Raw genomic sequence first — 20,931 nt, forward strand, 5'->3', positions numbered from 1 at the left:
CAGCATCCATACCAGTGTCGCCGTTTCGCCCGATCACCAAACCGTCCCGCCGGCAATGTCACACGGGGTGACCAGTGTCAGCGGCAGATCGCCCGGTCCACGAACGCGTCGACGGAGGCGTCCGGGTTGGTCCTGAAGTCGGGTGTGACGGCAACGGTGACCTGCCGCCGGGTGTCCTCGGTGGCGTACGAGTACGCCTGGTACGCGAGCGCGTCGCCGTCGTTGCCGTACACCCGCACCTTGCAGGAGGTGTCGTGCCACGACAGCCCGAGCCCGTACGTGCCGCCCTCCGTCCCGGGCGTCTTCATCTCGGCGAGCAGCAGCGCCGGGAGCAGTCGGCCGCCGAGCAACGCGGCGAAGAACCGGTTCAGGTCGCGCGTGGTCGAGATCAGCTCGCCGCCGGCGCCGAACAGCGACGGGTTCATCTCGGTGAAGTCGACCAGCCCGCCGTCCTTCGGGACGTACCCGTGCAGGTGCGCTCCCCGGATGTACGTCGACGTGCCCGGCATCGTCGTACCGTGCAGGCCGAGCGGCCGGATCAGGCGGCGCTCGACCTGCTCGCCGTACGTCTGCCCGGTGACCTTCTCGATGATCTCGCCGAGCAGCAGGTAGTTCGTGTTCGAGTAGTTGAACTGCGACCCGGGCTTGTCGAACACCGGCGGATGCGCAAGCGCCCGCTGGATCTGCTCGGCCGCGGTCCAGGTGCGGAACTGGTACGTGTAGAACTCGGCGTTCGGCGGCATCGCGAGCGTGTTCTTGTAGTCGTACAGCCCGCTCGTGTGGTTGAGCAGCTGGCGGACGGTGATGTTCTCGCCGTTCGGTACGACGCCGGGCAGCCAGCGCTCGACCGGGTCGTCCAGCCGCATCCGTCCTTCACCGACGAGTTGCAGTACGACGGTGGCGACGAACGTCTTGGTGATACTCCCGGCCCGGAACCGCCCCGCCACCGGAACCGGGCGGGACGTCCCCAGCTCCGCCACCCCGCTGCTCCCCCGCCACACGTGCCCGCCGTCCCGTACTTCAGCCACCGCCCCGATCGCCTTCACGTCCGGCAGACCTCCGGACGGAACCGCGGCCAAGACTCCAGCAGTTACCAACGCCACCAGCATCGCCATCTCCTCACAAGGTCCGTTGCCTCAACCCAACCGGCTCCGGACCCCGTGAGCATCAGGGATCACCCCGTAAAGCGACTACGCGTTCCACCCAGTCGTCCAGGATGGTTGCCGTGCGCAACGTCAGGCGGCGGCGGTGGCCTCGGTGAGTTGTTCGGAGGTGGGCTGCAGCTGCGGGGTCGCGAGGGTCAGCAGGACGTTGGCGATCGCGAAGACGGCGGCCGCGAGCAGACCACGTTCGTACCCGGCCTGCAGCGCCTGCAGCTGGGTCGCGCCGTGGGTGAGCTCGTTGGTGGTGTGCGTGATCGACAGCGTGGTGACGATCGCGAGCCCGAGCGCGCCGCCGACCTGGTACATCGCGTTGACGACGCCCGACGCGGCGCCGGCCTCGACCGGACGTACTTCGGAGACCGCGTTGATCTGACCCGGTACGCCGACCCCGATGATGCCGAAGCCGAAGACGATCAGGCCCGGAAGCAACTGGCTCGCGTAGCTGCCGGTCGCGTCGGCCTGGGAGAGCAGGAGCAGACCGACGAGGCTCAGCACCGCACCGGCCAGCTGCACCGTACGGGTCCCGAGCCGCTGCACCAGCTGCGACGCGAGCACCGCACCGACGATCGCCGCGCCACCCATCGGCAGGAAGTGGATGCCCGCCTCGAGCGCGCTGTCGCCGCGCACCTGCTGCAGGTAGATCGCGGTCAGGAAGAACATCGACAGGAACCCGGCCCCGTTCAACGCCAGCGAAGCACTGGAAACACTCAACGCCCGCGACCGGAACAACCGCAGCGGGACCAGCGGCGAAGCCGACCGCGATTCGACAAAGACAAACGCACCCAACAGCACGACACCGGCCGTCAGTACGCCGATAACCTCGAACGAACCCCACCCGGAAGGCTCCGAGCGTACGACGCCGTAAACAACAGCCATCAGCCCAGCCGTGCCGAGAACAGCGCCGAGAGTGTCGAAAGTACGCCGGCCCGTCGAGTGCCGTACGTCGCGCACGAAGACCGGGATCAGCGCGACCAGGGCGAGCACGATCGGGACGTTCACGAAGAACACCCACTGCCAGCTCAAGGAATCCACCAGTACGCCGCCGGCGACGACGCCGAGCGTTCCACCGAGGCCGGCGAGGCCGCCCCAGACGCCCATCGCGATGTTGCGTTCGCGGCCGTGGGCGAAGGTCATCGTCAGGATCGCCAGCGCCGACGGCGAGAGCAGCGCGCCGCCGAGCCCCTGGACCGCCCGCGCCCCGATCAGGAACTCCGGCGAGTTGGACAGCCCCGCGATCAGCGAGGTGGCACCGAAGAGCAGCAGGCCCGCGGTGAACACCCGGCGCGGCCCGAGCAGGTCGGCCATCCGCCCGCCGAGCAGCAGGAAGCCGCCGAAGAGCAGCGTGTACGCGTTGATCACCCACTGCAGGGAGTCGGCGGAGAACTTCAGGTCCGCCTGGATGTGGGGCAGCGCGACGTTCACGATCGTCACGTCGAGCACCACGATGAACTGCGCGAGGGCCAGCACCGCCAGGGTGGCCCAAGGACTGCGTCGCATCGCCGTACCTCATTACTCGGAGTGATGTCTACGCCGTATGTATACGGCGTAAGCTTACGGAGTAGACAGTAGGTCTACGGTGTAGACTTGTCAACGTGATCACCAAGGAGACCGCCCGCCGGCTCGATCCGGTGCGGGTCGTCGACACCGCACTGGCCATCGCCGACGACGAAGGCCCGGCCGCTGTCTCGTTCCGGAAGCTCGCCGCGCAGCACGACGTCACGCCGATGGCGCTGTACCGGCACTTCAAGGACAAGGACGATCTCCTGGCCGCATTGGGCGACCGGCTGCTCGCGGACGTCGTACTGCCGGAGCCGACCGACGCGCCGTGGGACCAGCAGTTGCACGCGCTGCTGACCGCGTTCGTCACGGCGCTCCGCGCCCACCCGCGGCTGGCGGACCTCACGCTGGCGCGGATCCTGGTCGCCGAGCCCGGTCTGGAGCTGGCCGAGCGGGCGCTGGGCCTACTCATCGAGGGCGGCTTCTCGGTCGACGACGCGGCGGAGATCGGCCGGCAGTCGATCTGCTCGCTGATCGCACTCGTCACCACGGACCCGGTCGCCCGCGAGGTGAGCGACCCGGAGGCGCGCGAAGCGTCGCTGCGGCGCAAGCGGGCGTCGCTCGGCGCGCTGTCGCCGACGCAGTACCCGCTGGTGACGTCGGCCGCGGGCGCGCTGGTCTGCCCGTCGTCGCAGGACCGGTACTACGCGGTCGGCGTCGACCTGGTGGTCGCCGGAATCCGCGGCGTACGCGCTTGAGCGGTACCTGAGAAGGAGTGTCTGAGCGGCACGAACCGCCCGGGGAGGACTACGCTCCGAAGCGGAGCGATTCCACTCTCTATGGAGGTACACCGATGGCGGGGAAGTTCGAGCTGTACAAGGACAAGTCCGGGGAGTTCCGGTTCCGCTTGAAGGCTGGGAACGGCGAGGTCATCGCCACCAGCAGCGAGAGCTACAAGACCAAGGCCTCCGCACTCAACGGGATCGACTCGATCAAGCGGAACGCCGCCGAGGCGAACGTCGACGACCAGACTGACTGATACCTCAATAAAACAAGGGGGTTCTCCGCCGCCGCGCGGAGAACCCCCTCGGTCTTTTCAGAGCCCTTCCGAGAACACCACGCCGCGGATCTCCACGCCCAGGCCCTCGATGCCGGCGTCCGGGATCATCGCGGCCAGCTCGGCCGCCCGCTCGCGGGACGCCACGTCGATCAGGTAGAACCCGCCGAGGAACTCCTTCGACTCGATGAACGGCCCGTCGGTGACCGCCGGTACGCCGGCGCGCACCTTCACCACCGCGGACTCGGCCGGCTGCGTCAGCGCCAACGTGGCGACGAACTCCCCGGACGCCTTGATGGTGTCCATGAACTTCTGGTGCCCGGCGCCGATGGCCTGCTGCTCCGCCTCCGGCAGCGCCTCGAGGATCTCGGTGTTGATGTTCAGGACCAGTAGGTACTTCACGGTGCTCTCCTTCGGGACCGGCCCCCGCCGATCGGGCGCCTTCATCCATCAGTACGGAGCGGGCCGGCGCTCCTTGACATGCCCTAACTTCTTCTCATGACCGGGCTGAGTCTCACAGATGTCCAGGCCGCCGCCGACCGGCTCGCCGGGGTGGCGCACCGTACGCCGGTGCTCACCTCGCGGACGCTCGACGAACGGGTCGGGGCGCGGGTGTTCCTGAAGGCGGAGAACTTCCAGCGGATCGGTGCCTTCAAGTTCCGCGGCGCGTACAACGCGATCAGCCGGCTCGGCCCGGAGCAGCTCGCCGCCGGCGTCGCGGCGTACTCGTCGGGGAACCACGCACAGGCCGTCGCGCTGGCGGCCGCGATGGCCGGTACGTCGGCGGTGATCCTGATGCCGGCGGACGCCCCGCCGACGAAGGTGGCCGCGACCCGCGGGTACGGCGCCGAGGTGGTGACGTACGACCGGTACACGCAGGACCGGACCGCCCTGGCCGCGGAACTGGCGGCGGAGCGCGGGCGGACGCTGATCCCGCCGTACGACCACTACGACGTGATGGCCGGCCAGGGCACGGTCGCGCTGGAGCTGATCGAGGACGTCGGACACCTCGGCGCGCTGCTGGTCCCGGTCGGGGGCGGCGGGCTGATGGCCGGTTGCGCGACGGCGGCGACGCTGCTGTCGCCGGGGATCCGGATGATCGGCGTCGAGCCGGCGGCCGGCGACGACCACGCCCGTTCGCTGGCGGCCGGCCGGCGGGTGCGGATCGACGTACCGCGGACGATCGCGGACGGGCAGGCGATCGAGACGCCGGGCGAACTGACGTTCGCGGTGAACCGGCGGCTGGTGGAGTCGTTCGAGCTGGTCAGCGACGAGGAGATCGTGGCCGCGATGGCGTTCGCGTTCGAGCGGCTGAAGATCGTCCTGGAGCCGAGCGGGGCGAGCGCGCTGGCGGCCTTGCTGGCCGGCCGGATCCACGGGCTGCCGGAGCGCGTCGGAGTGGTGCTGTCCGGCGGGAACGTGGGCCTGGAGCGCTTCCGCGAATTGCTGAATGCTCAAGAACTTTAGGGTGGCCTGACCACGTTCTGTGCCCGTTGTCACAGAAAGCCACCGGCAACTGTGACGGAGACCACACGGAAGCCCTCAGAAGCCGCCTGCGCCCCGCTCAGACGCGCTCAGGACACCTGGTGTTCATCCACACTTGCTGACCCGTCAGAGGACCATCCAGGCCCTTTCTGGAGCGGCTTTGTGGATTGAAGGGTTTGCGTCGTGATCGTTCTGTTATACAGTCGTCGGCGGTTCGGTAACCAACACGAACCGCACACGAGTCAACGCCGAGCTCCGCCAGGCTCGTGTGCTCCCCTCGAATACCAATGGCGGAGGTGGGGGACCCAGGAAGTTGGGTCTCGACCGTGAGTGGTCGAAACCCTGGGGTGAAGTCCGCGGGAGCGGACCGGGCTATGAATCCCAGCCCGAACCCGACAGCTAACTTCACAGGCGTCGGGAGACAACCATGCCCGTCACTGCCCGACGGACGTCGCTTTCGCGCGCCGTCACGCCTGCTGATTCCAGTACCGACCGGCCCACCGGCCGGACACTGGCGAAGCACCGCAGGACCAGCAAGTCCGGTGCACCCCGTGCCGCGGCCGCCGTCCTCACGGTCGGTCTCGCTGTCGGTGGTGGAGCCGCACTGAGCATCAGCACCACCCCGGCGACCGCGTCCGCGGCCACCATGACCGCCGCTCAGCAGCGCGGTCACATGAGCATCCCGAGCCGGCCGTTGCTCCGGAAGGGCGATTCCGGCCCGACCGTGAAGTACGTCCAGAAGGCCCTGCACCTGGGTCCCGACGGCTACTTCGGCAACAGCACCGTCGCCGTGCTCAAGAAGTTCCAGACGTCCTGGGGCCTGCGGGCCACCGGCTACACGGACAAGAACACCTGGGGCCGGCTGACCTGGGCCGCGAAGCACAAGGTGCTCTACGGCAACCACGGCTCCGGCTCCGGCTCGGCCGCGGTCGGCACGTTCCGGACCAAGGTGCTCCAGGAGGCAGCCAAGCTCAAGGGCACGCCGTACCGCTACGGCGGCACGAGCACCAGCGGCTTCGACTGCTCCGGCTACACCGGCTACGTGTACAAGTACGCCGGTCACAAGCTGCCCCGCACGTCGCGTCAGCAGTACGCCGCGACCAAGCACATCAGCCGCAGCGCCGCGAAGCCGGGAGATTTGGTGTTCTTCCACAACGGTGGCGGCGGCGTGTACCACGTCGGCATCTACGCGGGCGGGAACATGCTGTGGCAGGCCTCGAAGCCGGGACGTCCGGTGGCCAAGTCGAAGATCTGGAGCAGCAGCGTCTCCTTCGGACGCGTCTGAGTCCTGACCGGCGGGCGCCCTTCCCCCAAAGCGGGCGCCGCCGGTCGTCAGCGTCCTCTCCCCCAGGAACGCTGACTTCCGAAACCGGCCCGGGCCGTCGCCCCCCACCCCTCCGACGGCGCGGGCCGGTTTCCTTTTGTTCACCCCGGGCTCCTACGCTGACCGCTCTTCAACAGCGGAGGCGTGCGTGAAGCGACTGGTCGTAACGCTCTGGGTCGTCTCGATCGGCGCCAGCACCTACGCCTACACGCGGGCACTCGTGGAGCGGTCACACGCCACCGGCAAGTCCCAGCTGCACATCTTCCTCACGTCCGGGGAGGAGCTGTTCATCTGGCACCAGGCCCCAGGGTGGTTCTACCCCGTACTCTGGCCGCTCTCGATCCTCACGTTCGCGCTCACGATCGTGTACGCGCGCAGGCGCTAGCCGTCCAGGAGTCCGGCCTCGTAGGCGAGGATCGCCACCTGCACGCGGTTGCTCGCGTCCAGCTTCACGAGGGCCCGGGAGACGTGCGCCTTCACGGTGGCCTCGCTCATGAACAGCTTCCGGCCGATGTCGGCGTTCTGCAGACCGCGGCCGACCTCGACCAGGACCTCCCGCTCGCGCTCGGTGAGCCTGCTGATCCGTTCCTGCGCCGTCCGGCGCCGGTCGGCGCGCGGGTCGCCGGCGAAGTGCCCGATCAGCCGCCGGGTGACCGCGGGCGACAGCATCGCGTCGCCGGCCGCCACCACCTTGATCGCCTGCACCAGCTCGCGCGGCGGCGTGTCCTTCAGCAGGAACCCGCTCGCCCCGGCCTGCAGCGCGCGGAACACGTAGTCGTCCAGGTCGAAGGTCGTCAGTACGACGATCTTCGGCGGATCCGGCAGCGCCTGCACCTCACGGGTCGCGGCCAGCCCGTCCAGCCGCGGCATCCGGATGTCCATCAGCACGACGTCCGGCCGGTGCTCCTTGACCATCGCGGCGGCGTCCGCGCCGTCCTCGGCCTCGGCGACCACCTCGAGCTCCTCGTCGGACTCGAGGATCATCTTCAGCCCGGCCCGCACCAGCGCCTCGTCGTCCACGATCAGCAGCCGCGTCATCGTTCTCCCTCGTCCACGAGCACCGGCTCGCTGTCCTGCCGATGGTCGTCCCACGGTATCCAGGCCTCGACCCGCCAGCCGCCGTCGGTGGTCGGCCCGGTGGACAACCGGCCGCCGGCCAGTTCCACCCGCTCGCGCAGGCCGACCAGCCCGGCGCCGGCTCCGGGCAGCAGCGACCCGGCCGCCACCGGCCGCACGTTCGTCACCCGGACGGTCACGCCCGTCCCGCGGGCACCGTGCACCTGTACGTCGGTCGCCGCGCCGCGGGCGTGCTTGTGGACGTTGGTCAGCGACTCCTGGACGACCCGGTAGACCGTCCGGCCGACGGCCACCGGTACGTCGTCCGGCAGCGCCCCGTCATACCCGACGGTCACGCCGGCGTCCCGGGACGCGGCGACCAGCCGCTCCAGGTCGGAGGCCTTCGGCACCGGGGCGAGGTCGGCGCCCGCGACGCTCACGTCGGACCGCAGTACGCCGAGGACCTCGCGGAGGTCCTCCATCGCCTGCCGGGCGGTCTCGCGGATCAGCCGCGCGGAGCCCTCGACCTTGTCCGCGCCGACCGTCGGGTTCACCTCCAGGCCGCCGGCGTGCAGCGCGATCAGCGAGACCTTGTGCGCCAGTACGTCGTGCATCTCCTGGGCGATCCGGGACCGCTCGCCGAGCCGGGCCTGCTCGCTGCGCAGCTCGCGCTCGGCCTCGGCCCGCTCGGCGCGGTCCCGCAGCGACGCCATCAGGTCGCGGCGGGCACCGACGTACGCACCGATCGCGATCCACGTACCGACCAGGAACGGCCCGGTGAAGACCGAGACCCAGATCTGGCTCCTGTTGCCCAGGCCGTTCAGGACATAGGCCGCGTACGCCGCCACCCCCAGGATGGCCAGTGCGTAGTCGCGGCGGCGGATCGACAACGTCAGCAGGGCCAGGCCCATCGGGACGAAGATTCCCCCGGTGAGCATCGCGAGAACGGCGATCACGGTGACCGTCACGGGGAAGCGGCGGCGCCAGAACAGGGCGACCGAGGCAACGATCCCCGCACCCAGGACATACCAGTCCTTGGGGCTCCAGCCGCCTCCGCCGGACGCGGCCTGGGCCACGATGGTGAGCAGGCTGAAGCCGACGTACAGGATGTCGCGCAGCCGCGGGGCATGCCTGACCCACCAGGCGTACCACCGGCGCAACCGTCGCATTCAGTCACTGTAGTTCGACCGACGACGCGATCACGTCCCCCTTCCGGGTGGGTTCCGGGGGCTCGGTGGGCGACTTTCGTAGGGGGTCGGAGCAACCGGTCGTCCGATGTGCCGAGGGGGTCCCGGACGGTTGACTCGTTGTCATGATCACCGTCGAGAACCTGACCAAGCGCTACGGCAGCACCACGGCTGTCCAGGACGTCTCGTTCGCCGTCCAGCCGGGCAGCATCACCGGCTTCCTCGGGCCGAACGGGGCCGGCAAGTCCACCACGCTGCGGATGCTGACCGGGCTGACGCCGCCGACCTCCGGCACCGCCACCATCAGCGGCAAGCGGTACGTCGACCTGCCGAACCCGGGCCGGGTCGTCGGGGTCATGCTCGACGCCGCCGCGCAGCACCCCGGCCGCACCGGCCGCGAGACGCTGCTGCTGAGCGCCAGCCTGCTCGGGGTGCCGAAGGCCCGCGTCGACGAGATGCTCGAGGCGGTCGGCCTCAGCCACGCCGCGAAGCGCCGGGTCGGGCAGTACTCGCTCGGCATGCGGCAGCGGCTCGGCATCGCGGGCGCGCTGCTCGGCGACCCCGCCGTACTGATCCTCGACGAGCCCGCGAACGGCATGGACCCGGAGGGCATCCGCTGGATGCGCGGGCTGCTGCAGGACTTCGCCGCCCGCGGCGGCACCGTGATCCTGTCCAGCCACCTGCTCGGCGAGGTCCAGGCGACCGTCGACCGGCTGGTCGTGATCGGCGGCGGCCGGATCGTCGCCAACGGCTCGCTCGACGAGCTGCTCGCCGGCACCGGCACGCTGGTCCGCGGACTCGACCCGGCCGGGCTGCGTACGGCGCTCACCGCCGCCGGCCTGCAGGTCGACGCCGCACCGGACGGCGCGCTGCGCGCCGACGCCACCGCCGAGCAGGTCGGGCGGGCCGCCGCCGCTGCCGGTCAGATCCTGCTCGAGCTCCGGCAGAGCGACGGCGCCGGCCTGGAGGACCTGTTCTTCCAGCTCACCGCGACGCCCGCGGCCGCCTGATCACCCCACCTTTTGGAGACTGTGAAATGACCACCGTGACCGACGTCGCGCCGGCGACCAACGCCAAGCACCGCAGCGAGGTGGCGACCAGCCTGCCGCCCGCCCGCGGGCAGTCCTTCCTGAAGCTCGTCACGATCGAGCTCCGCAAGTCCGTGAACACCCGCAGCGGCCGGGTACTGATCGCCGGCATCCTGCTGATCGCGCTCGCCGCGCTCACCTGGCAGGCCACCCACCTGCCGGCCAAGGGCGCCGGGTTCGACGGCTTCCTCGGCGCCGCCTCCACCGGCGTGATGCTGTTGCTGCCGGTGATCGGTGTGATGGCGATGACCTCGGAGTGGACCCAACGGACCGCGCTGACCACCTTCACGCTGTCGCCGCGCCGGGTCCGGGTCCAGCTGGCCAAGTTCGTGTCAGCGGTCGTGCTGAGCGCCGTCGTGATGACCGGGGTGATCGCGCTGGCGCTCGCCACCACGGCACTGACCGGGGCGCTCACCGACCGCTCGATGTCGTACGCGGGCCTGGGCGGCCAGTTCCTCGGTGCGTACCTGACCGTGGCGCTGAACGTCGTGATGGGCGCCGCCTTCGGTGCCGTGGTGCCGCAGACCGCGGTCGCGATCCTGATCTACTTCATCGCGCCGACCGCGTGGTCGCTGGCCGGGCCGGCGCTGTTCAAGGACAACGCGAAGTGGCTCGACGTGTTCGGGGCGCTGGGCCGGATCGCGGAGCGGGACCTGCACGGACTGGCCGCCGAGACGCTCACCGCGGTCGGGGTCTGGATCGTCCTGCCGACCATCGTCGGACTGTGGGCAAGCTCACGTCGCGAGGTCAAGTAGCGGGGGCCGGACGCGGCGGGGTGGGCCGGTTTGAGGGGATCGGCCCACCCCGCCGATGCTGTGATCGGACCTCTGAAGGGCCCGACGAGGGGGCGGTGCGTGTGTCGATCCGCCGCTCCGGGTATCCTTGAACCACGATTACTGACGACTGATCCGTGGGCGCCACGCAGCGTACCCGGTTGACTTGTGCGAGGGGGTCGACGCTATGGGGCGCGGCCGTGCAAAGGCCAAGCAGACGAAGGTCGCACGCGACCTGAAGTACCGCACCTGGGACACCGACTTGGACCAGCTCAAGCGAGAGCTGTCCGGCGGAGAGCAGGGTGGCACCGCTTCTGCGAACGGCGACAACGACGGCGACGACTACGACGCCGACGACTACCACCCCCGTCGGTAAGCATTAGCCCGGCTGAGCTGCTCAGGCGCCCCTCGCGGGGTGGCTGAGCAGTTCACCGTGCGCCCGACGTGTTCCAACACACCAGCACCACCTGTGGCGGATCAGCAGAACGGGCAGCCCGAGGCGTCGGACTGCCCGATCAGGACCCCACCCGCAGGTGGTCTGGTGGATTACTTGGCGTAGGTGCCTTCGAGGGTGACGGTGCCGCCCGCGGTCGCGGTGACGTCACCGCACACCCAGGCGGGGATGTCGCGGGCCGCCAGCGCCTGGATCGCGGCATCCGCCGACGACGGGTCCAGGACGGCGACCATGCCGGCACCCATGTTCAGCGTCTTCTCGAGCTCCGGCAGCGGTACGTCGCCGAGCAGCCCGACGAGCCCGAAGATCGGGTCCGGCGTCCAGGTCGACCGGTCGATCCGGACCGACAGGTCGTCCGGGATGACCCGCGCCAGGTTCGCCGCGAAGCCGCCGCCGGTGATGTGCGACATCGCGTGCAGCGGCGTGCTGTCGCCGTCGTTCAGCTCCTGGATCAGCTCCAGGCAGTGCTTCGCGTACACCCGGGTCGGCGTCAGCAGCACCTCACCGAGGCTGGTCCCGAGCTCCGGGACGATCCGGTCGAGCGTCCACTTCGCACGGTCGAAGAACACATGCCGGACCAGGCTGTACCCGTTCGAGTGCAGCCCCGACGACGCCATCGCCAGTACGACGTCCCCCGCGCGCACCCGCTCCGCGCCGAGCACCTCGTCCGCCTCGACGACCCCGGTCGCCGCGCCGGCGACGTCGTACTCGTCCGCCTCCAGCAGGCCCGGGTGTTCGGCCGTCTCGCCGCCGACCAGCGCCGTACCGGCCTCGACACACGCCTCCGCGATCCCCTTCACGATCTGCGCGATCGTCTCCGGGACCACCTTGCCGGTACAGATGTAGTCGGTCATGAACAGCGGCTCCGCGCCGCACACGACCAGGTCGTCGACGACCATCCCGACCAGGTCGAACCCGATCGTGTCGTGCTTGTCCAGCTTCTGCGCGATCGCGACCTTGGTCCCGATCCCGTCCGTCGACGTCGCCAGCAGCGGCCGCCGGTACGACGTCAGCGCGGTCGCGTCGAACAGCCCGGCGAACCCGCCGAGCCCGCCGACCACCTCCGGGCGGGTCGCCTTCGCCACCCACTCCTTCATCAGCTCGACGGCCCGGTCACCGGCCTCGATGTCGACCCCGGCGGCGGCGTAGCTCGCCCCTTCGCTCACTGTTCTTCTCTTCCTGTCGCGGGTGCTACGGGCTGTCGCCGGCTGCGGCCGACGGTCGCGGGCGCTACGGGCGGCTGAGGGCGTCGGCGGCGCCGGCCCCACCGGCCACCGTCGCGAGTCCGTCCGCGTCCGTCCGCAGCGGGTCCTCCAGCAGGTGCTTGCCGAGCTGCTCGGGATCCGGCAGCGCGACCGGGTACACGCCGTCGAAGCAGGCGCGGCACAGCCGGTCCATGGGCACGGTGGTCGCCTCGACCAGGCCGTCCAGGCTGATGTACCCGAGCGAGTCGGCGCCGAGCGAACGGCAGATCTCCTCGGTGTTCAGCCCGTTCGCGATCAGCTCGGCGCGGCTGGCGAAGTCGATGCCGTAGAAGCACGGCCACTTCACCGGCGGCGCGGTGATCCGGACGTGGATCTCCTTCGCGCCGGCCTCGCGCAGCATCCGGATCACGGCGCGCTGGGTGTTGCCGCGGACGATCGTGTCGTCGACGACCACCAGCCGCTTGCCCTCGATCACCTCGCGCAGCGGGTTCAGCTTCAGCCGGATGCCGAGCTGGCGGATCGTCTGGCTCGGCTGGATGAACGTGCGGCCGACGTACGCGTTCTTGACCAGGCCGGAGCCGTACGGGATGCCGGACTCCTCGGCGTACCCGATCGCGCCCGGCGTACCGGACTCCGGGGTAGCGATCACCAGGTCCGCCTCGGCCGGGTGCTCCTTGGCCAGCTTGCGGCCGATCTCGACCCGGGTCGAGTAGATCCGCTGCCCGGAGATCTGGGTGTCCGGGCGGGCCAGGTACACGAACTCGAACAGGCAGCCCTTCGGGTCCGGCTCGGCGAACTTCGTCGACCGCAGCCCCTCGGCGTCGATCGCGACGATCTCCCCCGGCTCCACCTCGCGGATGAAGCTCGCGCCGACGATGTCCAGGGCGGCCGTCTCGCTGGCGATCACCCAACCGCGCTCCAGCCGGCCCAGCACCAGCGGGCGGATGCCCTGCGGGTCGCGGGCGGCGTACAGGGTGTTCTCGTCCATGAAGATCAGGCTGAACGCACCCTTGACCTTCGGCAGGATCCGCGCCGCGGCCTGCTCGATCGTCAGATCCGGGTAGCCGGCCAGCATCGAGGTCAGGATGTCGGTGTCGCTCGACGCGTTGTGCTTGGCGTTCGCCTTCGCGTGGTCCACGTCGGCGTCCAGACCGAGATCCAGATCACCCTCACCGGCGAGACTGGCGGCCAGCTCGCTGGTGTTCGTCAGGTTCCCGTTGTGCCCGAGCGCGATCGACCCGGTCGCCGTACTGCGGAACGTCGGCTGGGCGTTCGCCCACACGCTCGACCCGGTCGTCGAGTACCGGCAGTGCCCGATCGCGATATGCCCCCGCAGCGACGCCAACGTCGCCTCGTCGAAGGCCTGACTGACCAGCCCCATGTCCTTGTACACGAGAATCTGGCTCCCGTTACTGACCGCGATCCCCGCCGACTCCTGCCCCCGATGCTGCAAGGCATAGAGCCCGAAGTACGTCAGTTTGGCAACCTCTTCACCCGGCGCCCAGACCCCAAAGACGCCACAAGCGTCCTGCGGACCCAGATCCTGCGGGTCGAGTTCATGAGTAAGCCGACCATCGCCACGAGCCACACGAGCAGTCTACGGGACGGTTCGGGGTACCCGGTCCAGCTACCAGCAGGCGACGCAGGGCTTCTCGTCACTGCCGGTCGCCGAAGCCGATGTCGGGGGACCGACTACAAGAAGCATCGCGACGCCGACCACAGCCAGCAACTTCTTGATCACGTATCGTCCCTTCAGAAATAATCCGAACCACCATTAGGTGCTCAATGTCGACGCACTCTGTATATGGTCGGTTCCGACAAGTTCTGGAGGAGAAGGATCGTGCTCGAGCCGCTGGGGGTGGACGAAGCCACTTTCGCGGTCTATCACGCCCTTCTCAACCACCCAGACAGTACGCCCGAGCAGATTGCCTCGCTACTGCAGAAGCCGCTGGCGGATGTTCAGGCGTTGATGGACAAGCTCCGCATGCTCGAACTTCTGGTTCCAACCTGGACGAACCCCGACGGAGAGCATGCTGTCCACCCGCGCGTCGGTCTGACCGGGCTCGCGGAGCGGCGTCGCACCGAGCTGAACAAGATGCTCGGCGAGCTCAAAGAAGCCGAAGCCTCGGCAGAGGTGGTCGCCGAGCAGTACAACGAATTGCTGACGTCCCGCAGCAGCGGCGATGTCGAGGTCCTCAAGGGCCGCGCGAACGCCTCCCGGCGGATCGAAGAGCTCGCTTTGAAGACGAGAGAGACCTTCTGGGGCCTGGTGCCCGCGCACTTCGACGAATCGATGCCACCGTCAGACAGGTCCCCGGACACCGAGGTTCTGAGGCGCGGCATCAAGATGCGGACCGTCTACCTGCAGAGCATGACCGAATCCAAGCAAGCGCGTGGATACGCCGCGACCATCCATCGGCTGGGCGGCGAGGTCCGAGTCACGCCGACGCTGCCCATGCGCCTCCTGCTGTTCGACGAGGAGGTCGCGGTCATGCCGATGGACCCGGAGAACCCGACCGCCGGCGCTGTCATCCACCGCACCCCGGCCGTGGTCTCGGTTGCCCTCGCGCTGTTCGACGCCTACTGGTCGCGCGCCTCGGAGATGTTCGACCCGGACGACCGCGACGACGAGACGCCACTCACGCCGCACGAGTCCGAAGTACTACGCCTCCTCGCCGGCGGCGCCAAGGACGAGCAGGTCGCCCGTCTCCTAGGCATCTCCCTCCGCACCGCCCGCCGCATCACCGCCAACCTCTCCGAACGCCTCGACGCCGCCAGCCGCTTCGAACTCGGCGTGGCAGCAGCGAAGCGCGGCTGGGTCTAGGGCTTGTTCGAGTCACTTGGCGTGAGCGGGGACACCCTTGCGGTCTATCGCGTGCTGCTGCAGGAACCCTCACTTGCCCTGCGTTCACGTCTGGCGGATCTCTGCGCACACCTGAAGCTGCCGGAGCAAGCAGTCGCTGTAGCGCTTGGACTCCTCCGTGACTTCGGACTTCTCGTTCCCCGCTGGAATATGCCGGACGAGGAATACCCCTTGCATCCATCGGTCGGGCTGGAGCGCCTCGCTACTCAACGGCAGAAGCAGCTCGACGCATTCACTGCGGAGCTGCGGCACGACAAGTTGGCTGCTGGGCAATTTATCGCTGACTACGCCGAGTTTTTGGCTGGGCGAACTGCGCGCGACGTCGAGGTGCTGGAGGGATCTGAGCGCGCCTACGAACGGATGCAGCAATTCCGTCCGCTCAAGTCCGCCTGGGCGATGCTTCCCTATGTCGGAGGAGAGGTCCCGGACCGACACCCCAACGAGCGCCCGGACCAGCCGCACCTCGAGCGGGGAGTCGAGACCCGCTATCTCATCGTCGAAGCCCAAATGAAGCGTCGCATATTCAGGGACGGCTACTTCTTTTACTTCAGCGAGTACGGAGCGAAGGTACGAACCACACCCTCGTTGCCGATGAAATTGCTCATCTTCGACAGTGAATCGGCCGTGATGGGAATCGACCCGGACGACACCTCGGTCGGCGCAGTCGTGCACCACAGCCGCGCTGTGGTGCGGCTCGCGGAAGAGATGTTCTTGCAGTACTGGGAGAACGCAGACGACGCATTCGGCGAAGCGACACCACGCAGAACTCGCGGGATCACAGCTCAGGAAGGCGAACTACTGAAGCTCCTTGTTCAGGGTGCGACCGACGAGCAGGTCGCTCGCAAGCTCGCGATCTCGATGCGAACAGTTCGACGGATTGTCGCGAAGTTGAGTGAGCAGGTGGGGGCTTCGGGGCGGTTTGAGTTGGGGGTTCGGGCGGCGCAGCGGGGGTGGGTGGATTAGCCCCAGTCCCAGGCTTGGGAAAGGGTTTGGGGGTGGTGGGGCAAAGGGGGCTCCTTGGAATGAGGGTGGGGTGAGAGGAATGGGTGCGCCGCCCGTGGTCTCTCGGGATGGAAGTCAAACAGAGGGGGCGGGGTGGGGCAACGCGCGACACTGGCCGGGGGAGGTCGTTGGCCGGGGGCGGCCACGGGTGTGGGCTGCGCGGGGCGGGACGGATGCCTCCGCTGCTCGGTCTCGGCACGCTGAAGTGGCGGCTCATTTGCCCGGTGAAGGTGCACATCTGCGGGGCGGCCAGGCGGTTTGCGGAGCTTTTTTGGCGCCTGGCGCCGAATAGTTTCCGAGGAACGGCTCGGGCGGTCGATGAGTCGGCCGCATTCCAGGAGGCTGCCCGGCGGAATGCGAGCGCCCGTACGTCGTCCGCGTGCCGGTCGAGCAACTCCCCGAGGGCGGCCGGCTCATCGACCAGCCGAGCCGATCGAGCCGAGCGAGCCGGCCGAGCCGAGCCAGCCGAGCCAGCCGAGCCGAGGCGGCCAAGCCGGTCGAGCCGGGCGAGCAGGCCGAGCCGGGCGAGCCAGCCGAGCCGGGCGAGCGGGTCGAGGCGGGCGAGGGTGGAGGCGGGCGAGGGTGGAGGCGGCTAGATCGTTTTTAGGGCGGCTAGGAGTTTGGTGAGGGTGTCTCGGGCGTCGCCGAAGAGGAGGGTGGTTTTGGGGTCGTAGAGGAGTTCGTTCTCGATGCCGGCGAAGCCGGGGCGCATGGAGCGTTTGAGGAAGATGACGCGTTGGGCCTCGTCGGCGTTCAGGATCGGCATGCCGTAGATGGGGGCGGACGGGGTGGTGCGGGCGGCGGGGTTGACGACGTCGTTGGCGCCGACGACCAGGACGACGTCGGTGGTCTTGAAGTCGCCGTTGATGTCGTCCATCTCGCGGAGTTGCTCGTACGGGACCTGGGCCTCGGCGAGCAGTACGTTCATGTGGCCCGGCATCCGGCCCGCGACCGGGTGGATCGCGTAGTCGACCTTCACGCCGCGGCCGTGCAGTTCCTCGACGAGGTCGCGCAGCGTGTGCTGCGCCTGGGCGACGGCCAGCCCGTATCCGGGCACGATGATGACCTTGTTGGCGTACCCGAGCAGGATCGCGACGTCCTCCGGGCCGGCCGAGATCACCGGCCGGTCGGACGCCGTACCGGCGCCGAGCGTCGATCCGCCGCGGATGGCCCCGAACAGGATGTTGAAGACGGAGCGTCCCATCGCGTCCGCCATCAGCTTGGTCAGCAACGTACCGGCGGCGCCGACGAGCGTGCCGGCCACCAGCAGCAGCGTGTTGCCGAGCACGTAACCGCCCGCGGCCACCGTCAGACCGGTGAAGGCGTTCAGCAGCGAGATGACGATCGGTACGTCGGCACCGCCGACCGGCAGCACCAGCATGACCCCGATCGCGAGACCGACGAGGCAGAGCAGTACGCCGACCCACACGCGCGGGTCCGACACCAGCCAGACGCCGAGCGCGATGCCGCCCAGCAGCGAGGCCACGAACAGCACCGGCAGACCGGGGAACGTCACCGGCCGGGTCGTCATCAGCTCCTGCAGCTTCGCGAACGTCACCACCGAGCCGGCGAAGCTGATCGCTCCGACCAGGATCGTGAACGCGGTGGCGATCGCCGCGACGGTCGCGTCCGCGGTCACCTCACCGAGCTCGAGCAGCGCCACCAGCGCGGCCGCGCCGCCGCCGACACCGTTGAACAAGGCAACGAGCTGCGGCATCTGGGTCATCTGCACGCGCCGCGAGCCGATCACCCCGCCGATGGTGCCGATGATCAGCGCGATCAGGATCGGCGCCAGGTGGTGCGGCTTGTACGCCGCGAACGTGATCAGCACCGCGAGCACCGCACCGGCGGCGCCGATCAGGTTGCCGGTGCGCGCGCTGCGCGGCGACGACAGTGCCTTCAGCGCGACGATGAAGCAGACCGCGGAGACCAGATAGCCGATCTGGGCCCAGGTGGGGATCACTTGTGCAGCTCCTTCTTGCGAGCCCCCGGACCTTTGAACATCTCGAGCATCCGGTCGGTGACCACGAAGCCGCCGACCATGTTGACGGTCGCCAGTACGACGGCCAGCAGCCCGACGATCATCACGATCACCGAGTCGGTGGCGCCGGTGACGATGATGGCGCCGACCAGGATGACGCCGTGGATGGCGTTCGCCCCGGACATCAACGGGGTGTGCAGCGTCGAGGAGACCTTGCTGATCACCTCCACGCCGACGAAGGCCGCGAGGACGAAGATCGTCAGCAGCGCAATCGATTCACTCATGCCTGGGGTCCTTCCAGCAGGGCACGGGTCGGCTCGTGCAGCACGCTGCCGTCGTGGGTCACGCAGCAGCCGCGGACGATCTCGTCCTCGAAGTCCGGGTCGAACGCGGCGTTCCGCGTCATCAGCCGGATCAGGTTCGCGATGTTCTGGCCGTACAGCCGCGATGCCGGGCCGGCCATCTGCGACGGTACGTTCGCGCCGCCCCAGACGAGCGCGTCGCCGATCGTCAGCTCGGTGCCGGCGACCGATCCCTCGACGTTGCCGCCCTGCTCGGACGCGAGGTCGACGACGACCGAGCCGGGCTTCATCTGCTCGACCATGGAGCGGGTGACCAGCATCGGCGCGGTCCGGCCCGGTACGGCGGCGGTGGTGATCAGCGCGTCGGCGGCGGCGACGTACGGCGTGAGCAGTTCGCGCTGGAGCTGCGCCCGTTCGGGGGTCATCTCGCGGGCGTACCCGCCGGGGCCGTCGAGGGTGCCGAGCTCGAGCTCGATCGGTACGGCGCCCATCGAGGCGATCTCCTCGGCGGCGGCGGTCCGTACGTCGTACGCCTTGACGACCGCGCCGAGGCGTTTCGCGGTGGCGATCGCCTGCAGGCCGGCGACGCCCGCGCCGAGGACCAGGACCTGGGCCGGCGGGACGGTGCCGGCGGCGGTCATGTTCAGCGGGAAGAACCGCGGCAGCCGTTCGGCGGCGACGATCGCGGCCCGGTACCCGGCGACGAGCGCCTGCGAGGACAGCGCGTCCATCGACTGGGCCCGGGAGATCCGCGGGATGAGTTCCATCGCGAACGCCGTCAGCTTGGCCCGCGTTGCGGTGCGGACCACATCCGGCGGGTTCGTCGGCAGGAACGACATCAGCGCCGTACCGGCGTGCAGCCGCTGCAGGCGTTCGCGTTCCAGCGGCTGTACGGAGGCCACCACGGTGGCGGCGTGATCGGCGCCCCAGGCAACCTCGGCGCCCGCCTCCCGGTACTGGTCGTCGGAGAACAGCGCGCGTTCACCGGCGGCCGGCTCGACCGCGACCTGGTAGCCGAGCTCGATCAGTTTCGCGACATGTTCCGGCACCAGTGCGACCCGGCGCTCGGCCGGCCTGGTCTCCCGTACGACTGCGATCTTCACTCGCCGAAACCTATGCCAAACACTGGGTCGCCGGAAAGCCTGGTCAGGCCTGGTTGGCGAGGTTCTGAAGAAGGAGGGCCTCCGCGAGGCAGACCTTGCGGAACTCGGCGAGGTGCAGGCCCTCGTCGATGCCGTGCGCGCGGGTGTCCGGATCCTCGACGCCGGTGACCAGGATGGTCGCCGCCGGGAAGGCCTGCTGGAACTCCGCGATGAACGGGATCGAGCCGCCCATCCCCATGTCGATCGGCTCCACGCCCCAGGCTTCCTGGAACGCCGAGCGGGCCGCCTCGTACCCGGCACCGCGGGCGTTCACGCTGCACGGCTGGCCGGTCTGGCCCTCGGTCACGGTGACCTGCGCGCCCCACGGCGCATTGTTCTCCAGGTGGTCACGCAGCGCCGCGCTCGCCTTCACGGCGTCGTCACCGGGGGCGACCCGCAGGCTCACCTTGGCCCGCGCGACCGGCACCAGCGTGTTGCTGGCCTCGGCCACCGACGGCGCGTCGATGCCGACGACGGCGACCGCGGGCCGCGTCCACAGCCGGTCGACGAGCGAACCCGAGCCGGTCAGCCGGACCGAGTCGAGGACCGAGGACTCGGCGCGCAGCCGGTCCTCCGGGTACACGACATCCGCGGCGCGGGACGCGTGCAGCCCGTCGACCGCGACGTCGCCCTTGTCGTCGTGCAGGGTCGCGAGCAGTCGGCAGAGCGCGGACAGCGCGTCCGGGACCGGTCCGCCGAAGAGCCCGGAATGTACGGCGTGATCAAGCGTTCGAACCTCGACGTACGACTCGACCAGGCCGCGCAGCGACACCGTCAGCGCCGGCCGCCCGACCTCCCAGTTGCCGGAGTCGGCGATCACGATCGCGTCCGCGGCGAGCTCCTCGGCGTACTCGTCGAGCAGTTGCAGCAGGGTCGGCGAGCCGATCTCCTCCTCGCCCTCGACGAACACCGTGACGCCCACCGGCAGATCGTTGCCGAAGGCCCGTACGGCGGCCAGGTGCGCGGCGATCCCGGCCTTGTCGTCGGCGGCGCCGCGCCCGTACAGCCGGTCGTCACGCTCGGTGGGCACGAACGGCTCGGACGTCCACTGCTCGACCGGCCCGGTCGGCTGCACGTCGTGGTGGGCGTAGAGCAGTACGGTCGGCTTCCCGGTAGGTGCCGGCTTCTTCGCGATCACGGCCGGCGCACCGTCGCCGGCGCGGACGATCTTGACCGTGAAGCCCTCGGCCTCGAACAACGTCGCGGTCGCCTCGGCGGACCGCTGGACGTCGGCCGCACGGGCCGGTTCGTAGCTGACCGACGGGATCCGGATGAGGTCCTCGAGGTCGGCACGGACACTGGGCAGAACGCGGTCGATCGCCGCGGACAGATCGGTCATGGGCCTACGGTAC

The 20,931-nt window shown here is 69.4% G+C and carries 21 protein-coding genes and 1 riboswitch; of the genes, 10 read left to right on the forward strand and 11 right to left on the reverse strand.

Going from position 1 to position 20,931, the window contains the following annotated elements; all coding sequences use genetic code 11:
* Window positions 1-77: 77 nt before the first annotated feature.
* Window positions 78-1,109 carry a serine hydrolase domain-containing protein gene (locus ACQHIV_RS26960; protein WP_427886274.1) on the reverse strand — a complete coding sequence of 344 codons (1,032 nt, stop codon included), beginning with the start codon at window positions 1,107-1,109 and terminating at the stop codon, window positions 78-80.
* 126 nt (window positions 1,110-1,235) lie between these two features.
* Window positions 1,236-2,660 (reverse strand): MFS transporter, encoded by a 1,425-nt coding sequence (locus ACQHIV_RS26965; RefSeq protein WP_427886276.1) that lies wholly within the window; start codon window positions 2,658-2,660, stop codon window positions 1,236-1,238.
* 95 nt (window positions 2,661-2,755) lie between these two features.
* On the opposite strand from ACQHIV_RS26965, the gene ACQHIV_RS26970 reads away from it, so the two are divergent.
* Both ACQHIV_RS26970 and ACQHIV_RS26975 read left to right on the forward strand, forming a co-directional pair.
* Window positions 2,756-3,418 (forward strand): TetR/AcrR family transcriptional regulator, encoded by a 663-nt coding sequence (locus tag ACQHIV_RS26970; RefSeq protein WP_427886277.1) that lies wholly within the window; start codon window positions 2,756-2,758, stop codon window positions 3,416-3,418.
* A gap of 95 nt (window positions 3,419-3,513) precedes the next feature.
* Window positions 3,514-3,699: a YegP family protein gene (locus tag ACQHIV_RS26975; RefSeq protein WP_427886279.1), complete on the forward strand. Its 186-nt coding sequence runs from the start codon at window positions 3,514-3,516 to the stop codon at window positions 3,697-3,699.
* 57 nt (window positions 3,700-3,756) lie between these two features.
* Here ACQHIV_RS26975 and ACQHIV_RS26980 read toward each other — a convergent pair whose 3' ends face one another.
* Entirely contained in the window at window positions 3,757-4,119 is a 363-nt protein-coding gene (locus tag ACQHIV_RS26980) for a YciI family protein (RefSeq protein WP_427886281.1), read from the reverse strand.
* A gap of 96 nt (window positions 4,120-4,215) precedes the next feature.
* Between ACQHIV_RS26980 and ACQHIV_RS26985 the strand changes: the two genes are divergently transcribed.
* The 3 genes from ACQHIV_RS26985 (at window position 4,216) to ACQHIV_RS26995 (ending at window position 6,911) form a co-directional block, all read left to right on the forward strand.
* Window positions 4,216-5,184 carry a pyridoxal-phosphate dependent enzyme gene (locus tag ACQHIV_RS26985; RefSeq protein ID WP_427886283.1) on the forward strand — a complete coding sequence of 323 codons (969 nt, stop codon included), beginning with the start codon at window positions 4,216-4,218 and terminating at the stop codon, window positions 5,182-5,184.
* 277 nt (window positions 5,185-5,461) lie between these two features.
* Window positions 5,462-5,630: riboswitch (cyclic di-AMP (ydaO/yuaA leader) on the forward strand.
* A complete protein-coding gene (locus ACQHIV_RS26990) occupies window positions 5,630-6,487 on the forward strand; it encodes an NlpC/P60 family protein (RefSeq protein WP_427886284.1) in 858 nt (285 codons plus the stop codon). Its footprint overlaps the riboswitch before it by 1 nt.
* A gap of 187 nt (window positions 6,488-6,674) precedes the next feature.
* Window positions 6,675-6,911, forward strand: a complete 237-nt coding sequence (locus ACQHIV_RS26995) for a hypothetical protein (protein WP_427886286.1) — start codon at window positions 6,675-6,677, stop codon at window positions 6,909-6,911.
* On the opposite strand, the gene ACQHIV_RS27000 is transcribed toward ACQHIV_RS26995, so the two are convergent.
* Complete coding sequence (locus tag ACQHIV_RS27000) at window positions 6,908-7,564, reverse strand: response regulator (RefSeq protein ID WP_427886287.1); 657 nt, start codon at window positions 7,562-7,564, stop codon at window positions 6,908-6,910. The two genes, ACQHIV_RS26995 and ACQHIV_RS27000, sit on opposite strands and share 4 nt — an antisense overlap.
* Entirely contained in the window at window positions 7,561-8,751 is a 1,191-nt protein-coding gene (locus ACQHIV_RS27005; RefSeq protein ID WP_427886289.1) for a sensor histidine kinase, read from the reverse strand. The genes ACQHIV_RS27000 and ACQHIV_RS27005 overlap by 4 nt, the downstream gene beginning before the upstream one ends.
* A 143-nt stretch (window positions 8,752-8,894) precedes the next feature.
* Here ACQHIV_RS27005 and ACQHIV_RS27010 point away from each other — a divergent pair, with 143 nt between their 5' ends.
* The 3 genes from ACQHIV_RS27010 to ACQHIV_RS27020 all read left to right on the forward strand — a co-directional run bounded on the left by ACQHIV_RS27010 (window position 8,895) and on the right by ACQHIV_RS27020 (window position 11,006).
* On the forward strand, window positions 8,895-9,779 hold the full coding sequence (locus ACQHIV_RS27010; RefSeq protein ID WP_427886291.1) for an ABC transporter ATP-binding protein: 885 nt from the start codon (window positions 8,895-8,897) through the stop codon (window positions 9,777-9,779).
* 26 nt (window positions 9,780-9,805) lie between these two features.
* The gene (locus ACQHIV_RS27015; RefSeq protein WP_427886293.1) at window positions 9,806-10,612 is read left to right on the forward strand and encodes an ABC transporter permease; all 807 of its coding nucleotides are present in this window, start codon (window positions 9,806-9,808) and stop codon (window positions 10,610-10,612) included.
* A 205-nt stretch (window positions 10,613-10,817) separates the two neighbouring features.
* Window positions 10,818-11,006 carry a DUF3073 domain-containing protein gene (locus ACQHIV_RS27020; RefSeq protein ID WP_427886295.1) on the forward strand — a complete coding sequence of 63 codons (189 nt, stop codon included), beginning with the start codon at window positions 10,818-10,820 and terminating at the stop codon, window positions 11,004-11,006.
* A gap of 170 nt (window positions 11,007-11,176) precedes the next feature.
* Here the strand turns inward: ACQHIV_RS27020 and purM are convergent, their stop codons facing one another.
* The gene (gene purM, locus ACQHIV_RS27025; RefSeq protein ID WP_427886296.1) at window positions 11,177-12,250 is read right to left on the reverse strand and encodes a phosphoribosylformylglycinamidine cyclo-ligase; all 1,074 of its coding nucleotides are present in this window, start codon (window positions 12,248-12,250) and stop codon (window positions 11,177-11,179) included.
* Window positions 12,251-12,314: 64 nt separating this feature from the next.
* Window positions 12,315-13,877 carry an amidophosphoribosyltransferase gene (gene purF / locus ACQHIV_RS27030; protein ID WP_427886298.1) on the reverse strand — a complete coding sequence of 521 codons (1,563 nt, stop codon included), beginning with the start codon at window positions 13,875-13,877 and terminating at the stop codon, window positions 12,315-12,317.
* Window positions 13,878-14,129: 252 nt separating this feature from the next.
* Here purF and ACQHIV_RS27035 point away from each other — a divergent pair, with 252 nt between their 5' ends.
* Together ACQHIV_RS27035 and ACQHIV_RS27040 are read left to right on the forward strand one after the other, a co-directional pair.
* Window positions 14,130-15,113: a helix-turn-helix transcriptional regulator gene (locus ACQHIV_RS27035; protein ID WP_427886300.1), complete on the forward strand. Its 984-nt coding sequence runs from the start codon at window positions 14,130-14,132 to the stop codon at window positions 15,111-15,113.
* Between the two features lie 21 nt (window positions 15,114-15,134).
* Window positions 15,135-16,115: a helix-turn-helix transcriptional regulator gene (locus tag ACQHIV_RS27040; protein ID WP_427886302.1), complete on the forward strand. Its 981-nt coding sequence runs from the start codon at window positions 15,135-15,137 to the stop codon at window positions 16,113-16,115.
* Between the two features lie 631 nt (window positions 16,116-16,746).
* Here the strand turns inward: ACQHIV_RS27040 and ACQHIV_RS27045 are convergent.
* From ACQHIV_RS27045 to ACQHIV_RS27060, 4 genes are read right to left on the reverse strand one after another with little or no spacing between them, the layout of a single operon-like run.
* Window positions 16,747-18,117 carry an NAD(P)(+) transhydrogenase (Re/Si-specific) subunit beta gene (locus ACQHIV_RS27045; protein WP_427886304.1) on the reverse strand — a complete coding sequence of 457 codons (1,371 nt, stop codon included), beginning with the start codon at window positions 18,115-18,117 and terminating at the stop codon, window positions 16,747-16,749.
* A complete protein-coding gene (locus ACQHIV_RS27050) occupies window positions 18,114-18,419 on the reverse strand; it encodes an NAD(P) transhydrogenase subunit alpha (RefSeq protein ID WP_344188631.1) in 306 nt (101 codons plus the stop codon). The genes ACQHIV_RS27045 and ACQHIV_RS27050 overlap by 4 nt, the downstream gene beginning before the upstream one ends.
* A complete protein-coding gene (locus tag ACQHIV_RS27055) occupies window positions 18,416-19,540 on the reverse strand; it encodes an NAD(P) transhydrogenase subunit alpha (protein ID WP_427886306.1) in 1,125 nt (374 codons plus the stop codon). Before ACQHIV_RS27055 ends, ACQHIV_RS27050 begins: the two co-directional genes overlap by 4 nt.
* A 43-nt stretch (window positions 19,541-19,583) precedes the next feature.
* Window positions 19,584-20,918 (reverse strand): dipeptidase, encoded by a 1,335-nt coding sequence (locus ACQHIV_RS27060; RefSeq protein WP_427886308.1) that lies wholly within the window; start codon window positions 20,916-20,918, stop codon window positions 19,584-19,586.
* Window positions 20,919-20,931: the final 13 nt, after the last annotated feature.

Origin of the sequence: Kribbella polygonati, assembly GCF_050320105.1 — a bacterium.
GTDB lineage: Bacteria > Actinomycetota > Actinomycetes > Propionibacteriales > Kribbellaceae > Kribbella.